This window comes from Streptomyces sp. HNM0575, assembly GCF_012726265.1.
GTDB lineage: Bacteria > Actinomycetota > Actinomycetes > Streptomycetales > Streptomycetaceae > Streptomyces.
The window spans coordinates 612,628-630,093 of record NZ_JAASAG010000002.1 but is presented as its reverse complement, the minus strand read 5'-3'; the positions used below and the strand labels follow the sequence as shown (position 1 = coordinate 630,093).

The 17,466-nt window shown below is 73.8% G+C and carries 12 protein-coding genes; 10 read left to right on the top strand and 2 right to left on the bottom strand.

What is annotated here, in order from left to right; all coding sequences use genetic code 11:
* Window positions 1-22 precede the first annotated feature (22 nt).
* From HCC61_RS06610 to sucD, 8 genes are all read left to right on the top strand, one after another.
* Entirely contained in the window at window positions 23-1,171 is a 1,149-nt protein-coding gene (locus HCC61_RS06610) for an AAA family ATPase (protein WP_169134291.1), read from the top strand.
* A gap of 2 nt (window positions 1,172-1,173) precedes the next feature.
* Window positions 1,174-4,356, top strand: coding sequence for a DUF5682 family protein (locus HCC61_RS06605; RefSeq protein WP_346777079.1), 3,183 nt, complete (start codon window positions 1,174-1,176; stop codon window positions 4,354-4,356).
* Window positions 4,353-5,705 (top strand): VWA domain-containing protein, encoded by a 1,353-nt coding sequence (locus HCC61_RS06600; RefSeq protein ID WP_240968509.1) that lies wholly within the window; start codon window positions 4,353-4,355, stop codon window positions 5,703-5,705. Before HCC61_RS06605 ends, HCC61_RS06600 begins: the two co-directional genes overlap by 4 nt.
* Window positions 5,706-6,024: 319 nt before the next feature.
* Complete coding sequence (locus tag HCC61_RS06595; protein ID WP_169134290.1) at window positions 6,025-6,990, top strand: hypothetical protein; 966 nt, start codon at window positions 6,025-6,027, stop codon at window positions 6,988-6,990.
* Between the two features lie 257 nt (window positions 6,991-7,247).
* Entirely contained in the window at window positions 7,248-8,489 is a 1,242-nt protein-coding gene (locus tag HCC61_RS06590; protein ID WP_169134289.1) for a hypothetical protein, read from the top strand.
* A gap of 143 nt (window positions 8,490-8,632) precedes the next feature.
* Window positions 8,633-9,247, top strand: coding sequence for a hypothetical protein (locus HCC61_RS06585; RefSeq protein ID WP_169134288.1), 615 nt, complete (start codon window positions 8,633-8,635; stop codon window positions 9,245-9,247).
* Window positions 9,248-9,805: 558 nt separating this feature from the next.
* Window positions 9,806-10,996, top strand: a complete 1,191-nt coding sequence (gene sucC, locus HCC61_RS06580) for an ADP-forming succinate--CoA ligase subunit beta (protein ID WP_169134287.1) — start codon at window positions 9,806-9,808, stop codon at window positions 10,994-10,996.
* Window positions 10,997-11,034: 38 nt separating this feature from the next.
* Window positions 11,035-11,919 (top strand): succinate--CoA ligase subunit alpha, encoded by an 885-nt coding sequence (sucD, locus tag HCC61_RS06575; protein WP_169134286.1) that lies wholly within the window; start codon window positions 11,035-11,037, stop codon window positions 11,917-11,919.
* Between the two features lie 37 nt (window positions 11,920-11,956).
* Here the strand turns inward: sucD and HCC61_RS06570 are convergent, their stop codons facing one another.
* The gene (locus tag HCC61_RS06570) at window positions 11,957-12,904 is read right to left on the bottom strand and encodes a hypothetical protein (RefSeq protein ID WP_169134285.1); all 948 of its coding nucleotides are present in this window, start codon (window positions 12,902-12,904) and stop codon (window positions 11,957-11,959) included.
* Window positions 12,905-13,191: 287 nt separating this feature from the next.
* On the opposite strand from HCC61_RS06570, the gene HCC61_RS06565 reads away from it, so the two are divergent.
* A complete protein-coding gene (locus HCC61_RS06565) occupies window positions 13,192-14,853 on the top strand; it encodes a DUF6350 family protein (protein WP_169134284.1) in 1,662 nt (553 codons plus the stop codon).
* Between the two features lie 530 nt (window positions 14,854-15,383).
* Here HCC61_RS06565 and HCC61_RS06560 read toward each other — a convergent pair.
* Window positions 15,384-16,445: a hypothetical protein gene (locus HCC61_RS06560; RefSeq protein WP_169134283.1), complete on the bottom strand. Its 1,062-nt coding sequence runs from the start codon at window positions 16,443-16,445 to the stop codon at window positions 15,384-15,386.
* A 443-nt stretch (window positions 16,446-16,888) separates the two neighbouring features.
* On the opposite strand from HCC61_RS06560, the gene purN reads away from it, so the two are divergent.
* Window positions 16,889-17,464 carry a phosphoribosylglycinamide formyltransferase gene (gene purN / locus HCC61_RS06555; protein WP_240968657.1) on the top strand — a complete coding sequence of 192 codons (576 nt, stop codon included), beginning with the start codon at window positions 16,889-16,891 and terminating at the stop codon, window positions 17,462-17,464.
* Window positions 17,465-17,466 lie beyond the last annotated feature (2 nt).

Sequence of the window (17,466 nt, the reverse complement as noted above, 5' to 3'; positions counted from 1 at the left end):
CGCTGGCAGCACATCGACCGCCATGTGTGGAGGGGGACCTGTGACCACCGATTCCCGCGCCGGGGGCACCGCGCAGCAGTCCGCGCTTCGGCCCCACGCCGAGGACGCCTTCGCCGACGAGCTGCGCGCGCTGGCCGCGGCGGACGACAGGCCGCGTCCGGAGCGCTGGCGCCTCTCGCCGTGGGCGGTCTCCATGTATCTGCTCGGCGGCGAGCTGCCGGCGGGCGGCCCGGGCGGGGGCACGGTGATCACGCCCAAGTACGTGGGCCCGCGCCGTCTCGTGGAGGTCGCCGTCAGCACGCTCGCGACGGACCGCGCGCTGCTGCTCCTCGGCGTCCCCGGCACCGCCAAGACCTGGGTCTCCGAGCACCTCGCGGCGGCGGTCAGCGGCGATTCGACGCTGCTGGTGCAGGGCACGGCGGGCACCGCGGAGGAGGCGGTGCGCTACGGCTGGAACTACGCGCAGCTGCTCGCCGAGGGGCCGAGCCGCGCCGCCCTCGTGCCGAGTCCCGTGATGCGCGCGATGGCGGAGGGCAGGACGGCGCGCGTCGAGGAGCTGACGCGTATCCCGGCCGATGTGCAGGACAGCCTGATCACCGTGCTGTCGGAGAAGACGCTGCCGATCCCGGAGTTGGGCGAGGAGATCCAGGCGGTGCGCGGCTTCAACCTCATCGCGACGGCCAACGACCGCGACCGGGGGGTGAACGAGCTGTCCAGCGCGCTGCGCCGCCGGTTCAACACCGTGGTCCTGCCGCTGCCGGAGACGGCGGAGGCGGAGGTCGACATCGTCGCGCGCCGTGTCGACCAGCTCGGACGCTCCCTCGACCTGCCCGCGTCGGCCGACGGCGCGGCGGAGATACGTCGGGTGGTCACGGTCTTCAGGGAGCTGCGCGACGGCGTCACGGCCGACGGGCGTACGAGGATCAAGTCCCCCTCGGGGACGCTCTCCACGGCGGAGGCGATCTCCGTCGTCACCGGCGGCATGGCGCTCGCTGCCCACTTCGGCGACGGGGTGCTGCGGGCCGGCGACGTGGCGGCGGGCGTGCTGGGCGCCGTGGTCCGCGATCCGTCGTCGGACCGTGTGGTGTGGCAGGAGTATCTGGAGGCGGTCGTGCGCGAGCGCGACGGCTGGAAGGACTTCTACCGCGCCTGCCGAGAGGTCTCGGCGTGACCGTGACGGCCGTGCGGGCGCGCGCCCCCGGAGCCGCCGGCGCTGAACTCCTCGGCGCACCGCTGCTGTTGGGGGTGCGGCATCACGGGCCGGGTTCGGCCCGTGCCGTACGTGCCGCGCTGGAGGCGCACCGGCCGCGGGTGCTGCTCGTCGAGGGGCCGCCCGAGGCGGACGCGGTCGTGGCGCTCGCCGGTGATGAGGCGATGCGACCGCCGGTGGCGCTCGTCGCGCATGCACCGGACGAGCCGGGCCGGGCGGCGTTCTGGCCGTTCGCGGCCTTCTCCCCCGAGTGGGTCGCGATCGGATGGGCGCTGGAGCACGGAGTGCCGGTCCGCTTCATCGACCTTCCGGCGGCGCATTCGCTCGCCGGGCGCGGAGAGGACGAGGACCTGGACGGGGAGCACGGGGGCAAGGAGCACGAGGGCAAGGAGCACGGGGGCAAGGAGCACGAGGGCAAGAAGGACAGAGAGAAGGGCAGGGAGCGGGACAAGGAGCACGAAGACGGGGGCCAAGGCGAAGGCGAGGGCGCCGGAGGCGGAGGTTCCGGAGACGGGGGTCCCGGAAGCGGGGGTCCCGGAAGCGGGGGCGGGACCGCCGCCGCCGAGGCCGTGCGCGTCGATCCGCTCGCGGTGCTGGCCGGGACGGCCGGTTACGACGACGCCGAAAGGTGGTGGGAGGACGTCGTCGAGCACCGCGGGACGCACGCCGGTTCCGATCCGTACGCGCCCTTCGCCGTGCTCGGCGAGGCCATGGCCGCCCTGCGCGAACAGCACGGAGAAGCGGCGGGCACCGCGTCGCCGCCGGGCGCGGGCGGGGACCGTCGCGACGAGGTGCGCGAGGCCCACATGCGGCTGCGACTGCGCGACGCGGTGCGGGAGTTCGGTGCGGACGGAGTCGCCGTCGTCTGCGGTGCGTGGCATGTCCCGGCGCTCGCGGCGAAGGCGAGGGTCGCCGACGACCGGCTGCTGCTGAAGGGCCTGCCGAAGGTGAAGGCGGAGATCACCTGGGTGCCCTGGACGCATCGCAGGCTCGCCCGCCGCAGCGGTTACGGAGCGGGCATCACCTCGCCGGGGTGGTACGGGCACCTCTTCGGTGCGCCCGACCGCGTCCTCGAGCGCTGGATGACGAAGGTGGCCCGGCTGCTGCGCGAAGAGGACCACGGGGTCTCGTCGGCGCACGTCATCGAGGCCGTACGGCTGGCCGAGTCGCTCGCCGCGATGCGCGGCAGACCGCTGGCGGGACTGACCGAGACCCTCGACGCCGTACGGGCGGTGATGTGCGAAGGCTCCGACGTGCCGCTCGCGCTCGTACGGGACCGGCTCGTCGTCGGTGACGTGCTGGGCGAGGTGCCGGAGGCGGCGCCCGCCGTACCGCTCCAGCGCGATCTGGCCCGGCAGCAGCGCACGCTGAGGCTCAAACCGCAGGCCGGTGAGCGGGAGTTGGACCTCGACCTGCGCAAGGACACCGACTCGGCGCGCAGCCGTCTGCTGCACCGGCTGCGCCTGCTGGAGGTCGACTGGGGTCTGCCCGTGCGCTCACGCACCGTCAGTACCGGCACGTTCCGCGAGAGCTGGCGGCTCTGCTGGGAGCCGGAGCTGTCGGTGCGTACGGCGGAGGCGGGGGTGTGGGGCACGACCGTCGAGGCGGCGGCGACGGCCAAGGCGGTGTGGCAGGCGGGCGAGGCCACGGAGCTGGCCGAGGTCACCGCGCTCGCCGAGCGGTGTCTGCTGGCGGAGCTGCCGGAGGCGCTGACGGTCGTCATGCGGGCCCTGGCGGACCGCGCCGCCCTGGACTCCGACGTCGGCCGGCTCGCCGAGGCCCTTCCGGCGCTGGTGCGTTCGGTGCGGTACGGCACTGTGCGCGGCACCGACTCGGCGGTGCTGACCGAGGTCGCGCACGGCCTGGCGGAACGGGTGTGCGTCGGGCTTCCACCGGCGTGCGCGGGCCTCGACGCGGACGGTGCGGAGCGGATGCGCCGCCATGTCGACGCCGTGCACCGCAGCGTGGCGCTGCTGTCGCAGGCGGCGGAACCGGTGGAACCGGCGCAGGCGGCGGCCGTGCCGGACCCGGACCCGGATCCGGACTCGGGGGCGGCGGCGACGGACGGGGCGCCCTACGCGACGGACGGCGTGCAGGCCCGGTGGCGCGCCGTGCTGCGCAAGCTGGCCTCGCGCGAACGGATACCGGGTCTGATCCGCGGCCGCTGCGTACGACTGCTGCTGGACGACGCCCAGTTGACCCCCGCACGGGCGGCACGGCTGATGGGTCTGGCGCTCTCGCCGGGCACGGCTCCGCCCGAGGCGGCGGCGTGGATCGAAGGGTTCCTCGCCGGTGGCGGCATGCTGCTCGTGCACGACGAGCGGCTGCTCGGCCTCGTGGACGGCTGGCTCTCGTCGGTTCCGGGGGAGGCCTTCACGGACGTACTGCCCCTGCTGCGCAGGACGTTCGCCGAGTTCGAGCCCGGAGTGCGGCGCACTGTCGGCGAACTCGTCCGGCGCGGCGGCCGGTTCACGACGGCCGACGTGGACGCGGGCGGCGGGAGCGGCCCGGCGGCAGGCGCGGGCGGTCCGGTGCCACAGGCTCCGCCGGTCCGGCCCGTATATGCGGGCTTCGGGCACGGGCTGGATGCGCCCCGCGCGGACGCGGTGCTGCCGACGCTGAGACTGCTGCTGGGGGACGCGGAGCCGGAAGCCGAAGCCGAGGCCGGTCCCGGACCCGGTCCCGGAGTTCCACCCGAACCCGAAGTTCCGCTCGGACCCGGACCCGGACCCGGACCCGGAGCTCCAGCCGGACCCGGACCTGAAGCCGGACCCGAAGCCGGACGTGGTCCCGGTTCCGGTTCCGGTCCCGGACCCGGTCCCGGTCCCAGATCCGAAGCTGGACCCGAAGCCGGAGCCGAGGTCGAACCTGGACCCGAAGCCGAAGCTGAACCTGTGGAGGCCGGACCGGGCGGACCGGCCGGATCCTCCGAGCCCGGACCCGTCGAGTCCGGATCCTCCGAACCCGGACCCGAAGTTCCGCTCGGACCCGGATCCGAAGCCGGACCTGCGGAGGTCGGCCCATCGGGACTGGCCGAACCCTCCGAGCCCGGATCCTCCGAGCCCGGATCCTCCGAGCCGGGACCCACCGAGCCCGGACCCGCCCCGCCCGTTGCCGAGGAGGACCAGGAGGAGTCGCCCACATGACCGGCACACCCGACGCCCCGGCCATGCCGGGCACCTCGGACACCCCCGACGGCGCGGCCGCGACCGGCACCTCGGACACCCCCGACGGCGCGGCCGCGACCGGCACCTCGGACACCCCCGACGTCGCGGCCGCGACCGGCGGCCCCGGCACGCATGCCGCGGAGCGGCTGCGCCGCTGGCGGCTGGTGCTCGGCGCCGGAAGCGGTTCGGACGGGACCGGCTGCGAGCTGAGCGGTACGGACGCCGACATGGACCGTACGCTCCAGGCGCTCTACGGCAGCGGCCCGCCCGATGGCAGCGGCACCGGACCGGGCTCAGGGCAAGGCCAGGGCTCCGGACAAGCCCGGGCAGGCGGGCGGCGGGCCGGCGGCCTCGGCGCCTCCGCGCCCCAAGTGGCGCGCTGGCTGGGCGACATCAGGACGTACTTCCCCAGCTCCGTGGTGCAGGTGATGCAGCGTGACGCCATCGAGCGGCTCGACCTGTCCGCCCTGATGCTGGAGCCGGAGATGCTGGAGGCGGTCGAGCCGGACGTGCATCTCGTCGGCACGCTCCTCTCCCTGAAGGCCGCCATGCCGGAGACCAGCAAGGAGACCGCTCGCACGGTGGTGCGCAAGGTCGTCGCGGATCTGGAGAAGAGGCTCGCCGCCCGCACCCGCTCCACGCTCACGGGAGCGCTCGACCGTTCCGCGAAGGTGCGCCGCCCGCGCCACCGCGACATCGACTGGGACCGTACGATCCGGGCCAACCTCAAGAACTATCTGCCCGAGCACGGCACCGTCGTCCCCGAGCGCCTCATCGGCCACGGCCGCGCCGCACGAGGTGTGAAGAAGGACGTGGTGCTCTGCGTCGACCAGTCCGGCTCGATGGCCGCGTCCGTCGTGCACGCGTCGGTCTTCGGGGCGGTGCTCGCGTCGATGCGTTCGCTGAACACGCGGCTCGTCGTCTTCGACACCAGCGTCGTCGACCTCACCGACGAACTCGACGATCCGGTGGACGTCCTCTTCGGCGCCCGGCTGGGCGGCGGTACGGACATCAACAGGGCGCTGGCGTACTGCCAGTCGCGGATAAGCCGCCCCGCGGAGACGATCGTCGTCCTCATCAGCGACCTCTACGAGGGCGGCATACGTGACGAGATGCTCAAGCGGGTCGCGCAGATGAAGGCGGCGGGCGTGCAGTTCGTGGCCCTGCTCGCGCTGTCGGACGAGGGAGCGCCCGCGTACGACCGCTCCCATGCGAGCGCGCTCGCCGCCCTTGGCGTGCCCGCCTTCGCCTGTACGCCCGACCACTTCCCCGAGGTGATGGCGGCGGCCGTCGAGAAGCGGCCGCTTCCGGTCCCCGACGAGGTGTGACGAGGGGGAATGTGAAACCCCGGAGGAGACGGGGGAGATGGGCGAGCGGGGACGGACGGCGGGGCATGGATGCCCAACTGCCGTTTCGCTCACGGGACTTGATCCCTGCGGCGCCATAACCGGCGGAGTCGCGTGATCTCGAAGTGAACAAGTTGTGACGGCAGTTGCGGTGGGGACCTGCCGCCGTGCAAGGATCTCCGTGTCCGGAGCGCACGGCCCCACGCACGGCCTCCGGCGGGCATCCCTACCCGCCTCCGCCGCCTGTGCAGGCCGCGTCCGGCACCCGTGCATCCACCTGTCCACCCTGGAAGGTCCTGCCTTGTCAGTAGCCTCAGCCGTGCCTGCCGCCGTGCGCCTGCCGCGTACGGCCGCTGCGCGGAGGGCCCTGCTGACGATGCTCTTCCTCGGCGGTTTCCTCGCGCTTGCCGTCGTCTTCGGCGGCAGCGCGAACGCGGTCTCCGGTACGGATCACGACGGCCGCCAGTCCGGCGGCGCGGCGTCCGGGCTGCTGAAGTCCCCTGATTCCGCCGGGTCTTCGGGGATCTCCGACAAGGCCGGAAAGGCGGCCCGGGTCGGCAAGGCAGGCCACATCGGCAGGGCCGCAGCCGCAGCCGCAGCGAAGGCGAAGGCGAAGCCGGGAGAGTCCCTTACCGGGGCCGAACTCGCGGAGCAGCAGCGGCGCGAGACCCGCCGGGCGGCCGAGCGCACCACATCGCGTGTGACGGGACCGTTCGCGGACGGCGCGGACAGCGCCGGACAGGTCACGCGCCCGGTGGGCGACGCGGTCGAGGACGTCGCGGGACGTTCCGGACTGCACGAACTGCCCGGCCGCCTCGGACTCGAAGGACTCGGCGCCGTCGACGGCCGTACGCCGGGCGACGGCGGCGGCCAGGCAGGCGACGAGGCCACGCACGGCGGCCCGTGCGACGCGTCCGACGGCGTCGCGGGCGACCGTGCCGAAGGCCGGGGCGCGCACGGGGTTCGGGGTGCGGCACCGGCCGCGTTCCCTTCCGGCAGCGCGTCCCAGGCGACCGACGGCGACGGCATCGCCGGCGGGGGAGCCCCCGCGGACGGGCTTCCGTTCCAGCAGTCGCCCGCCGTGCCCGCGCTCAGCGCGTCGCAGTACATCGGCGACGGGCAGGGGCAGCGCGGAGGCCCGCACGACCCGCACGCCGTGCTCGGCGGCGGTGAGCACGGCGTGCCGCTCCGGTACGGAGCCGTACGCGCCACGGACGGTACGCCGACGCGTGAACTCGCCGGTGACGTCCTCGAATTCCCCGGCTAGGGCGGACTTCCACCCACCCGCGCGCCTGCGCGACGCGTAACGCACCGCGTCACGTCCGCGCGCGCGACCTGCCACGCGGGGGTGGACAGGTCCGCCCGAGCCCGGGTCCCCGGAATCCCATGCGGCGTCCGGGGCCAGGGGGCTCCAGATCTCCGCGGTCGACGTGATCTCCGTGATCTCCGTGATCGACGGGATCTCCAAGACCTCAGACCTCTCAAGGATCTTCAGGATCCCCTGAATTGAAGGACTTCCGCATCATGCGCAAGAACATCCGACGCTCACTCATGGTCGCCGCCGCCGCATCCGGCATCTGGGCACTGGGCACCGCCGGTGCCTCAGCCGCCGAGCTGCCCGTGCCGTCCCACGCGGGCGGCACAGTCGACAGCACCGCCGACCGCACGGCCGGGGAGGCACAGAAGGCCGGCGACGGTGCCGGGCACACCGTGGCGGGCACCGTCCGCGGGGTGAAGAAGACAGTGAAGAGGGCGACCGGAACCGTCGAGGACACCGCACGCGGTGTGGCCGCCAAGCTGCCGAGCAAGGGCATCCCCGAGAACGGCCTGCCCACCAACACCCTGCCGACCGGCTCTCTTCCGAACGCCCCCCTCTCGAAGGACTCCGCTTCCGGCGATGCGGCGGACGGCGTGACCGGCCGGCTGCACGGTACGGACGCGTCCACCGCCGTCGAGGGCGCCAAGGGTGTTGCGGGCCGGGCGTTCGACCGCACCGGTCACGCGAGCAAGGCGGTCAAGGAGGCCCTGAAGGACGTCCGTTCGGCAACGGACCGCCTGCCCGCGGCTCCCGGGACCCCGGAGGTCCCGCCGGTGCCCGCCGTACCGCCCGTGCTTGCCGTTCCGCCGGTGCCCGCCGTTCCGCCCGTGCCCGCGGTTCCCGCCGTCCCCGGTGGCGTGACCCGTCATCTGCCCGTCCACACGCTGCCCGCACCGGCCGTCCCCACCGTCCCCACCGTTCCCGCCGCCCCCGTACCCGCGGCGGCCTCGGTCCCCGGGCAGCTCGCCCCCGTACTCGAAGGCGACCACGCGCAGGACGCGGTCCACCAGGTCCGGCTGACCCTGTTGCCCGTGCAGCCCGTCCTCGACGGTGTGAGCGGCACGGTGCTGCCGCCCGCGGCCCGCGGCATCGCCGTCCACGTGCGTCCCGTCGCCTACCAGGTCGCCACCGACGCCGCCGTGACCGCCGACTCCGCCTCCGCCACCACCGCTCCGTTCGCGGAGAGCACGTACGTCCGCACGCACGCGCTGGCCGGTGACGTCGCCGGCGGTCTCGGCGGATTCGCCGGCGGCGTCGCCTCCGACGCCGTTCCGTACGCGCACGCCCTGGGCGGAGGCCTGCACGCCGGCACGGAGGAGACGGTCTCCCACGTCGTCACCGACGTCACGGTCATCCTGACGTCCCCGTCCCGCCGTGACCTGACCGACGCCGCCAACATCCCCGGCCTGCCCGCGACTTCGCCGCGGCCGGTCGTCCCCGCGGTCTGAGCCCCGGGTCACACGCGCACTGAAACGGAACGGCTGAGCAGGAGCTGCGGGGTGGCCCGCGAAGGGGGTCGGGCCACCCCGCATCTCCACCCATCGCTCATCGCTTCACCACCACCGGACTCAGGAATGAGGCAACCATGCACATGAGCAGGAGCGTTCGCCGCGGTGTCGTCCTCGCGGCGGCGGTTTCCGGGCTGCTGGCGCTGGGCGCCGGCGCCGCATCGGCGGATCAGCAGCCGGCGGGTACGGCGGCCGCATGGGCCGTCGGCAACGTCACGGACACCGGGGACGCCACGGCCGCGACCGCGGCGACCGGCGTGCAGAAGGCAGCGACCGGCGTGCCGAAGACAGCGGCCGACGGTCCGAAGGCGATGCACCGCGCGCCCGTGCCCCTCCTCGACCAGGCCGCAACTGCCGCTCCCCGCTCCACGGAGCGCCGGCCGGCGCGGCTCCTCGACGAGGCCACGCGGCAGGCGCGGAAGACGGGAGCCGGCGTACGAGAAGGTGCAGGGAAGGCGAGCAGCAATGTCACACAAGAGGCCGGTGAGGCCGTGTCCGAGGCGTCTTCGGCTCCCGCGGATACGGACCTGGGCGCTGTGTCCCGCATCCCGGCTCAGGCCGCCCCATCGTCCGCGCCGGGGCTGCCGGAAGACCTCGTGATCGAGGTTCCCGAGGTCGTGCCCGGCGTCCCGAGCATCGGCGTCATCCCCTTCTCCCTTCCGGCGCTGCCGGTCACTCCGGGCGTTCCCTCCCTCTGACGGGAGACCGGGCCCCGGCCGTGCCCATGCGCGCACCCGCGCTCGCGCTCGCGTCCGTGCCCGTGCCCGTGCCCGTACACGCGGTGAGTCCTCGTCGGCGGTGCGCACTGCGCCGCGCGACGGGGACTCACGCGTGACGAGGACCCACGCGTGAGCGCACCGGGCCGTCGGGGCCGTCGGGCCGGAGCAGTCGGTCGCGCAACCGCTCCAACTCGCCCCGCACAAAGGGAATTCGGCGCTCGCGCGCACACATCGAAGCCGCATCGCAGCTTCGCCGTACCGCCCGCCGCCGGGTGCCCGCGGGGCCTCCCGGGCCCCGCCCCCGCGGCGTCCACGCCCGCGCCGGGAGCGTAGATTCCGTCCGCACAACGTGTGCTTGGCGCTGTGACCGTTGTCACCGCCGAGGTGTGAGCTGGAATTTAGGCACCGCTGACGCACAGGGCTAACCTGCAAGGCGGACATGCCGCGCCTCGTCGTGACGCCGCGGCCACGCGGCACGCCCACGATCACGCTGACACGCTGACAACCGCGAACCACTGATTAAGGGGACGTACGCGCGTGGACCTGTTCGAGTACCAGGCGAGGGACCTCTTCGCCAAGCATGACGTACCGGTGCTGGCCGGCGAAGTCATCGATACGCCCGAGGCGGCGCGCGAGGTGACCGAGCGACTCGGTGGTCGCGCGGTCGTCAAGGCGCAGGTGAAGACCGGAGGCCGCGGCAAGGCCGGCGGCGTGAAGCTCGCCGCAGACCCCGCGGAGGCCGTCGAGAAGGCCGGCGCCATCCTGGGCATGGACATCAAGGGCCACACGGTCCAGAAGGTCATGCTGGCCGAGACCGCGGACATCGCGGAGGAGTACTACGTCTCCTTCCTGCTTGACCGCACGAACCGCACCTTCCTCGCCATGGCCTCCGTCGAGGGCGGCGTCGAGATCGAGGAGGTCGCCGCGACGAAGCCCGAGGCTCTCGCGAAGATCCCCGTCGACGCCATCGAGGGCGTGACCGACGCCAAGGCCCGCGAGATCGCCGAGGCCGCGAAGTTCCCGGCCGAACTCGTCGACCAGGTCGCCGAGGTGCTGAAGAAGCTGTGGGACGTCTTCGTACGCGAGGACGCGCTGCTCGTCGAGGTCAACCCGCTCGTGCTCGCTCGTTCCAGTGATGGGGCCGGCGAGGGCAAGGTCATCGCGCTCGACGGCAAGGTCTCGCTGGACGCCAACGCCGAGTTCCGTCAGCCGGATCACGCCGCGCTGGAGGACAAGGCCGCGGCCGACCCGCTGGAGGCCGCCGCCAAGGCGAAGGACCTCAACTACGTGAAGCTCGACGGCCAGGTCGGGATCATCGGCAACGGCGCGGGCCTGGTCATGTCGACCCTCGACGTCGTCGCGTACGCGGGCGAGGCGCACGCCAACGTCAAGCCGGCCAACTTCCTCGACATCGGCGGCGGCGCGTCCGCCGAAGTCATGGCGAACGGCCTGGAGATCATCCTCGGCGACCCCGCCGTGAAGTCGGTCTTCGTCAACGTCTTCGGCGGCATCACCGCGTGCGACGCGGTCGCCAACGGCATCGTCCAGGCGCTCGAACTGCTCAAGAGCAAGGGCGAGGACGTGAACAAGCCGCTGGTCGTGCGCCTCGACGGCAACAACGCCGAGCTGGGCCGCAAGATCCTCACGGATGCGGACCACCCGCTCGTGCAGCAGGTGGACACCATGGACGGTGCGGCCGACCGCGCTGCCGAGCTGGCCGCGAAGTAAGCGGACGAGACCGAGATCTGCGAGGACATCGACACACCATGGCTATCTTCCTCAACAAGGAGAGCAAGGTCATCGTCCAGGGGATGACCGGCTCGGAGGGCCAGAAGCACACCAAGCGCATGCTGGCCTCCGGCACCAACATCGTCGGCGGCGTCAACCCCCGCAAGGCGGGCACGACTGTCGACTTCGACGGCGCACAGGTGCCGGTCTTCGGCGGCGTGAAGGAGGCCGTCGAGGCCACCGGCGCCGACACCACCGTCATCTTCGTACCGCCGAAGTTCGCCAAGGACGCGGTCGTCGAGGCCGTCGACGCGGGCATCGGTCTGGCCGTCGTCATCACCGAGGGCATCGCGGTGCACGACACCGCCTACTTCTGGGACTACGCCTCCCAGAAGGGGAACGTCACCCGCATCGTCGGCCCCAACTGCCCCGGCCTGATCACGCCCGGCCAGTCCAACGCGGGCATCATCCCGGCGGACATCACCAAGCCGGGCCGCATCGGTCTGGTCTCCAAGTCGGGCACGCTGACGTACCAGATGATGTACGAGCTGCGCGACATCGGCTTCTCCACCTGCGTCGGCATCGGCGGCGACCCCGTCATCGGCACCACGCACATCGACGCCCTCAGGGCGTTCGAGGCCGACCCCGACACCGATCTGATCGTGATGATCGGCGAGATCGGCGGCGACGCCGAGGAGCGTGCCGCGGACTTCATCAAGGCGAACGTCTCCAAGCCGGTCGTCGGCTACGTCGCGGGCTTCACCGCCCCCGAGGGCAAGACCATGGGTCACGCGGGCGCCATCGTCTCCGGTTCGTCGGGCACCGCCCAGGCGAAGAAGGAGGCGCTGGAGGCCGCGAACGTCAAGGTCGGCAAGACTCCTTCGGAGACCGCGCGGCTGGCACGCGAGCTGCTGGTCGGCTGAACGCGGCCGGTTCCCTGCGGGGTTGAGGCGCGGCCTCTCACGCCCGCGCCGCCCGCACCAGCACCGTGAACGGGCCCGTTCCCAGGCGCCGAGCGCCGGGAGCGGGCCCGTCGGTCTTCCCGTGCCGGGCAGCGGGCCCGGGGTGTACGGCGAGGACCGGTGTCCTGGAGGCCGAGCCGGGGCCGGAGCCGGGAGCCGAGCCCGGGCGGCCGGGCCGCCGGTCCGGGGCGAGCGTCGCCGAAGGCCGTACGGAATCGGGCCGTGGACCGGGCCGGTGCGCGGAACCCGGCCGGTAGGCGGACCCCGGTGCAGGCGCGCGCGGCGGCGGTGCGTCGCTCTCCTCGTGCGGCGTGCACAGAGCGAAGCCCGCAGCGAACAGGGCGGTCACGAGCCCGAGTGCCGCGGCCGTCGCACACCAGGCGCGGGCCTCGCCGCTCCGGCGCACCCGGCGAGGCGGCGGTAGCACCGCGGGCTGCGGCGCCGCCAACTCCCGTAGCCACGGGGCGATTTCGCGCGCCGCCGGTACGTCGTGCGCACGTACGTCGTGTGGTGCGGGCACCTGCGCGGCGAGCGCCTCGCGTGCGTGACGGATCCGTCCCGAGGCCGCCGCGGTACCCGCCTCCACCTCGGCGGCGGTGTCGTCGAGCGCGAGGCCCAGCCCGTCGTGGAGCAGCAGCGCCGCACGGTAGGCCGGCGGCAGCCGCAGCAGCGCGTCGAGCAACGGCCGGTCACGCGGCGGCACATGACGCATGGCCCGCTCCCGACGCAGGAGTCCGGGGAGCCGGAAGTGGCGCCAGGGCGCGAGCGCGTGGCGATACGCGACCGCACGCACCCACCCCGCCGGATCCGGATCGACGGCGACCCGCGGCCAGCGGCGCCACGCGAGCCGGAAGGCGTGGGCGACCGAGCGACGGGCGAGCCGGGGGCTGCCGCACAGCAGAAAGGCCTGACGCACGAGGGCGGGCGCGTGCCGCTCGTGGAGCATGTCGAAGGCGGCGCAGGCGTCCGGAGCCTGACTGAGAGGCGCGACCTGGTCAGCGGCGCCTCCCCGGGATCCGGCCGCCCAGCCTCCCGCTCCCGCTCCTGCTCCTGCGTCTCCTCCTGCTCGTGCCCCGGCTGGAGTTTCCGCCCGCTCGTGGCCGTCGCCGCTCATGCGGGGCGCCGCCCGCCACGTGCGGTTCGTCGTACAACGTGCATGCGGACATACTGGGCGACACATCGACAACAAGCGCGTTACCGGTACAGAACGTGTGTTGTTGACAGCATGTCGCCGTGAGTCAAGTGACGCATCGCAGCGCGACGTTGTCCCCGTACGGCCGGAGCACGTCACCGGAACTGCCGCCGAGAGCCGCCTGGTTCCTCGAAGGCGTGCTCGCCGCGGGCCTCGGACTGGGGGTGCTCACCGTCCTGGTTCTGCTGCTGTGGATCATCTCGCCCTACCCCGACAACGGGGCGGGCGGAGCCCTGCGCATCGCCGCCGATCTGTGGCTGCTCGGGCACGGCAGCGGCCTCGTACGAACGGAGACGCTCTCCGGCGTGCCCGCTCCGGTCGCGCTGACGCCGCTGCTGCTGGTGATCCCGCCGGTGTGGCTGCTGTACCGGGCATGCGTGCAGGCCCTGGCGTACGGGGGAGAGACGGACGGCGGCGGGTCCGGGGACGGGACCGTTCCCGGGACGGGCCCCGGGAACGGCGGGCACGGGGCCGACGGATACGGGGGCGGGGAGCACGGGCGGCCCGGCCCACTGACGCCGCTCGCCTGCGTCGCCGGCGGCTATCTGCTGACCGCCGCCGTCACTGTGCTCTTCGCCTCGGCCGGTCCGGTGCGCGCGGACGCGCTCAGCGCGCTCGTACGGCTGCCGCTCTTCGTCGCGTGCGTAGCGGTGGCGGCGATGTGGCCCGGCGGAGCGGGCGCGCCCGCCGAGACGCAGGCCGACGGGACGGAACCGGACGGTACGCAAGGGGCGCCGGGGCGCGGGCAGGGACGCGAGCCAGGGCACGAGCCAGGGCACGAACCACCGCACGTGGCGGCCCACGAACCGGCCCACGAACCGGGGCGCGGGCCGCTCGACTGGCCTGCCGCGCCTGCCGGTTCGGCCGGGCGGACGACCGGGCGACGGCGCCTCCGCGCATCCGTACTGCACGACGCCCGCACGCTCGCCCGGCGGCTCTCCCGGCTTCGTACCGTGCTCACGGCGACGGCCGTGCTCTGCGGCGGCGGTCTGCTCATCACGCTCTGCGCGCTGCTGTGGCACGCCGACGATGTGCGGGCGGCCTTCCCGCGGCTGGCGGGGGACTCCTGGACGGGCCAGTTCGCGGTGCTGCTCCTCGTCGTGGCGCTGCTGCCGAACGCCGCCGTGTGGGCAGCCGCGTACGGGCTCGGCCCCGGCTTCGCACTCGGTGCGGGCTCCTCCGTCGGGCTGCTGGCGGAGGGAGGCACCGCGCGCCTGCCGTCGTTCCCGCTGCTGGAGGCGCTGCCCACGGCGGACGGCGGTCACGGACTCCTCGCCTTCGCGGCGGCCGCGGTGCCGCTCGCGGCCGGGAGCACGGTGGGCTGGTACGTGGCGCGTGCCGCCGTACCGGAGCCGGGACAGGCGCGGGGCTCGGTGAGCCGGGAGGCCACGGTCTGCGTCGTGGCGCTGGTGGCGTGCGAGTGCGGTGCGGGCACCGCGGCGCTCGCGGCGATGTCGGGCGGTCCGCTCGGCACGGGCGCCATGGCCTTCCTCGGGCCCGACTGGTGGCTGACCGGTGCGGCCGCCGCCGCGTGGACGCTGCTCGTCGGGCTTCCCGTCGCACTGGCGGTACGGGCCTGGCGGCTGAGGGAGCCCGGCCCCGACGACGACTGGCACGAGACGGCCGCGCGGCGCACCCGGTGGGCCGAGCTGAAGACGGCGTCGGGCGGCCTGATGCCGGACTTCGAGCCCCGCCGCGACTGACGTACGGACGCGACCGACGCACGGGCGGCCACGCGCAAGGTCCCACGGGGGGCGGCGGCACGGCGGGCCGCCGTGACCGTCCGACCTCCGGGCCTCCCGGGCCTCGGGTCCTCCCGGCCCTCCGGGATCTCGGGTCCTCCGGGATCTCGGGTCCTTCCGGATCTCGGGGCCTCCGGGATCTCGGGGCCTCCGGGATCTCGGGGCCTCCGGGATCTCGGGTCCTTCCGGATCTCGGGTCCTTCCGGATCTCGGGGCCTCCGGGATCTCGGGTCCTTCCGGATCTCGGGTCCTTCCGGATCTCGGGTCCTTCCGGATCTCGGGTCCTCCCGGATCTCGGGTCCTCCTGGCCCTCGGGGCCTCGGGGCCTCGGGACCTCCCGGATCTCGGGATCTCGGGGCCTCTCTGCCCTCCGGCCCTCCGGCCCTCCGGCCCTCCGGCCCTCCGGCCCTCCGGCCCTCGGGGCCTCGGGGCCTCGGGACCTCCGGCTCTCCGGACCACCGGGATACGCGCAGACGCCGCCGCGGAAGCGGCTACCGCATCCGGAGCCCCTGGAGACCGCCCGCCGACGACGAGCGGTTCTCCAGCAGCGGCCGCAGCTCGCTCGGCAGCAGGTCCTTGCAGTCCTCACGCGAGGACTGGGTCAGCGCGTCCTGCGTACATGTGAAGTACTCGCTGTAGACCTGCTGGAAGGTGAAGGTCGCCGCGACGACCGCGAGCGCGAGCGTCGCCGTGATCAGGCCGCTGATCGCCGCCGTCGTACGGGACTTGGCCGCCTGGGCCGGAGTGACCGCGACGGGGATCTGCGACACCGTCTTCGGCGGCTCGCTCGCGCCCGTACGGCCCGGAGCCGTACGGTCCGTGCCCGCCACGTCCTCCGCCGTCGCCCTCGCCCCGGACGCACCGCGCCTGCCGGAAGGCTTGCCCGACGGCTTGCCCGAAGTCCCGTTGCCGGACGGGGACTTGCCGCTGCGCAGCGCGCTGATGCCCCAGTACAGGGACAGGGCGCCGAGGAGCAGGCCGACCTCGGGAAGGCTGAAGAGGGAGAAGAACAGCGCCCAGACTCCGGTGTGCAGGGAGTAGCGCGCGTGCCGCTGCGGCGGGTCCGTCGGGTCCCAGCGCATGCCGCGGGCCAGGCCGCCGCCCGGTCCGGTGCCGGGACCGCCGGAGCCCTCGCCGTCGCCCTCGCCGTTGCCGCCTTCGGGGCTTCCGCCCTGGGCGCTGCCGCCGAAGCCGCCGCTCTGCCGGCCCGGCTGCCTGCTGCTCCACTGGCTGCCCCACGCGGAGCGGTCACGTGACCTGCCCCCGTCGCGGTCTCCGTCCCGGTCGCGGTCTCCGTTGCGGTCCCCGTCCCGGTCGCCGTTTCTGCCGGAGGCCCGGCCGGAGTCCCGCCCGTCGCCTCCGGATCCCGGACCGGATCCGGTCCCGTGCCCCTCGCCCGAGCCGTCGTCGCCGTTCGTACCGCCCTGGGCCGCCGTGCCGCCGCGCGGCTGCCAAGGCCTGTCCGGCCGCCCCTCCGGTGGTGCCGCGAAGGGGTTCTCCTCGCGCGAGGCGTCGTCCGATGGGGCCGCACGGCGGCGGCGTCGGTCGGTCATGTGGAGTGTGTCTTCCCCTTGCCCTGTCGTCCTCGTGCCGTACGGGCGTGGTGCCGTACGGCGGCCGTACCGTCGTGGCCCTTGCGGTGCCGGATGCGCCCGTGGCGTGACGGGCACGTGCCTCTGACGCTACCTGGCACATGCGCCCCCGTCCCGAGGGGGCCGTGTGAGGGGCCGGTATCGTTGCCGACGGTCGGACGCTTCGTAGAGTTCCCCGGAAATCGCCGCTCCATGAGTTCGTACGACCACACAATCCGCTGCTCCCCGCATCCGGCACCCACCGTGCCGGGGGGGATCCCGTGAGAGAGAGCTTCGCCGTGGCTGCGCACCAGAGCCCGAGCCGCACCGGACGCGATCCCGCCACCGGCACGAACCCCGGCCGTCCCGCACGCCCCCTCCGCCTCGTCGTCCTCGTCTCCGGCTCCGGTACGAATCTTCAGGCCCTGCTGGACGCCGTCGACGCCGAGGGCCCGGAGGCGTACGGGGCGCGCGTGGTGGCGGTGGGCGCGGACCGGTACGGCACAGAGGGGCTGGAGCGTGCCGAGCGCGCGGGCATCCCGGCGTTCGTCTGCCGGGTCGGGGACCACGCGACGCGTGAGGAGTGGGACGAGGCGCTGACCGAGGCGACCGCGGCCCACGAGCCGGACCTCGTGATCTCCGCGGGCTTCATGAAGATCGTGGGCAAGGAGTTCCTCGCCCGCTTCGGAGGGCGGGTGGTCAACACCCACCCCGCGCTCCTTCCCAGTTTCCCGGGCACTCACGGCGTGCGCGACGCGCTCGCGTACGGCGCGAAGGTGACCGGGTGCACCGTCCACTTCGTCGACGACGGCGTCGACACGGGGCCGATCATCGCGCAGGGCGTGGTGGAGGTCCTGGACGAGGACGACGCCGACGGGGGCGCCGCTCTGCACGAGCGGATCAAAGAGGTCGAGCGACGGCTGCTCGTCGATGTCGTGGGCCGGCTTGCCCGCGACGGCTACCGCATCGAAGGACGAAAGGTACGGCTGCGAGATGGGTGAGG

Bases quoted from the DNA above. Each gene is read 5' to 3' on its own strand.
- HCC61_RS06610 (WP_169134291.1), top strand. From the start codon at position 23: ATGTGTGGAGGGGGACCTGTGACCACCGATTCCCGCGCCGGGGGCACC.
- HCC61_RS06600 (WP_240968509.1), top strand. From the start codon at position 4,353: ATGACCGGCACACCCGACGCCCCGGCCATGCCGGGCACCTCGGACACC.
- HCC61_RS06590 (WP_169134289.1), top strand. From the start codon at position 7,248: ATGCGCAAGAACATCCGACGCTCACTCATGGTCGCCGCCGCCGCATCC.
- HCC61_RS06585 (WP_169134288.1), top strand. From the start codon at position 8,633: ATGAGCAGGAGCGTTCGCCGCGGTGTCGTCCTCGCGGCGGCGGTTTCC.
- sucD (WP_169134286.1), top strand. From the start codon at position 11,035: ATGGCTATCTTCCTCAACAAGGAGAGCAAGGTCATCGTCCAGGGGATG.
- HCC61_RS06570 (WP_169134285.1), bottom strand. From the start codon at position 12,904: ATGCTCCACGAGCGGCACGCGCCCGCCCTCGTGCGTCAGGCCTTTCTG.
- HCC61_RS06560 (WP_169134283.1), bottom strand. From the start codon at position 16,445: ATGACCGACCGACGCCGCCGCCGTGCGGCCCCATCGGACGACGCCTCG.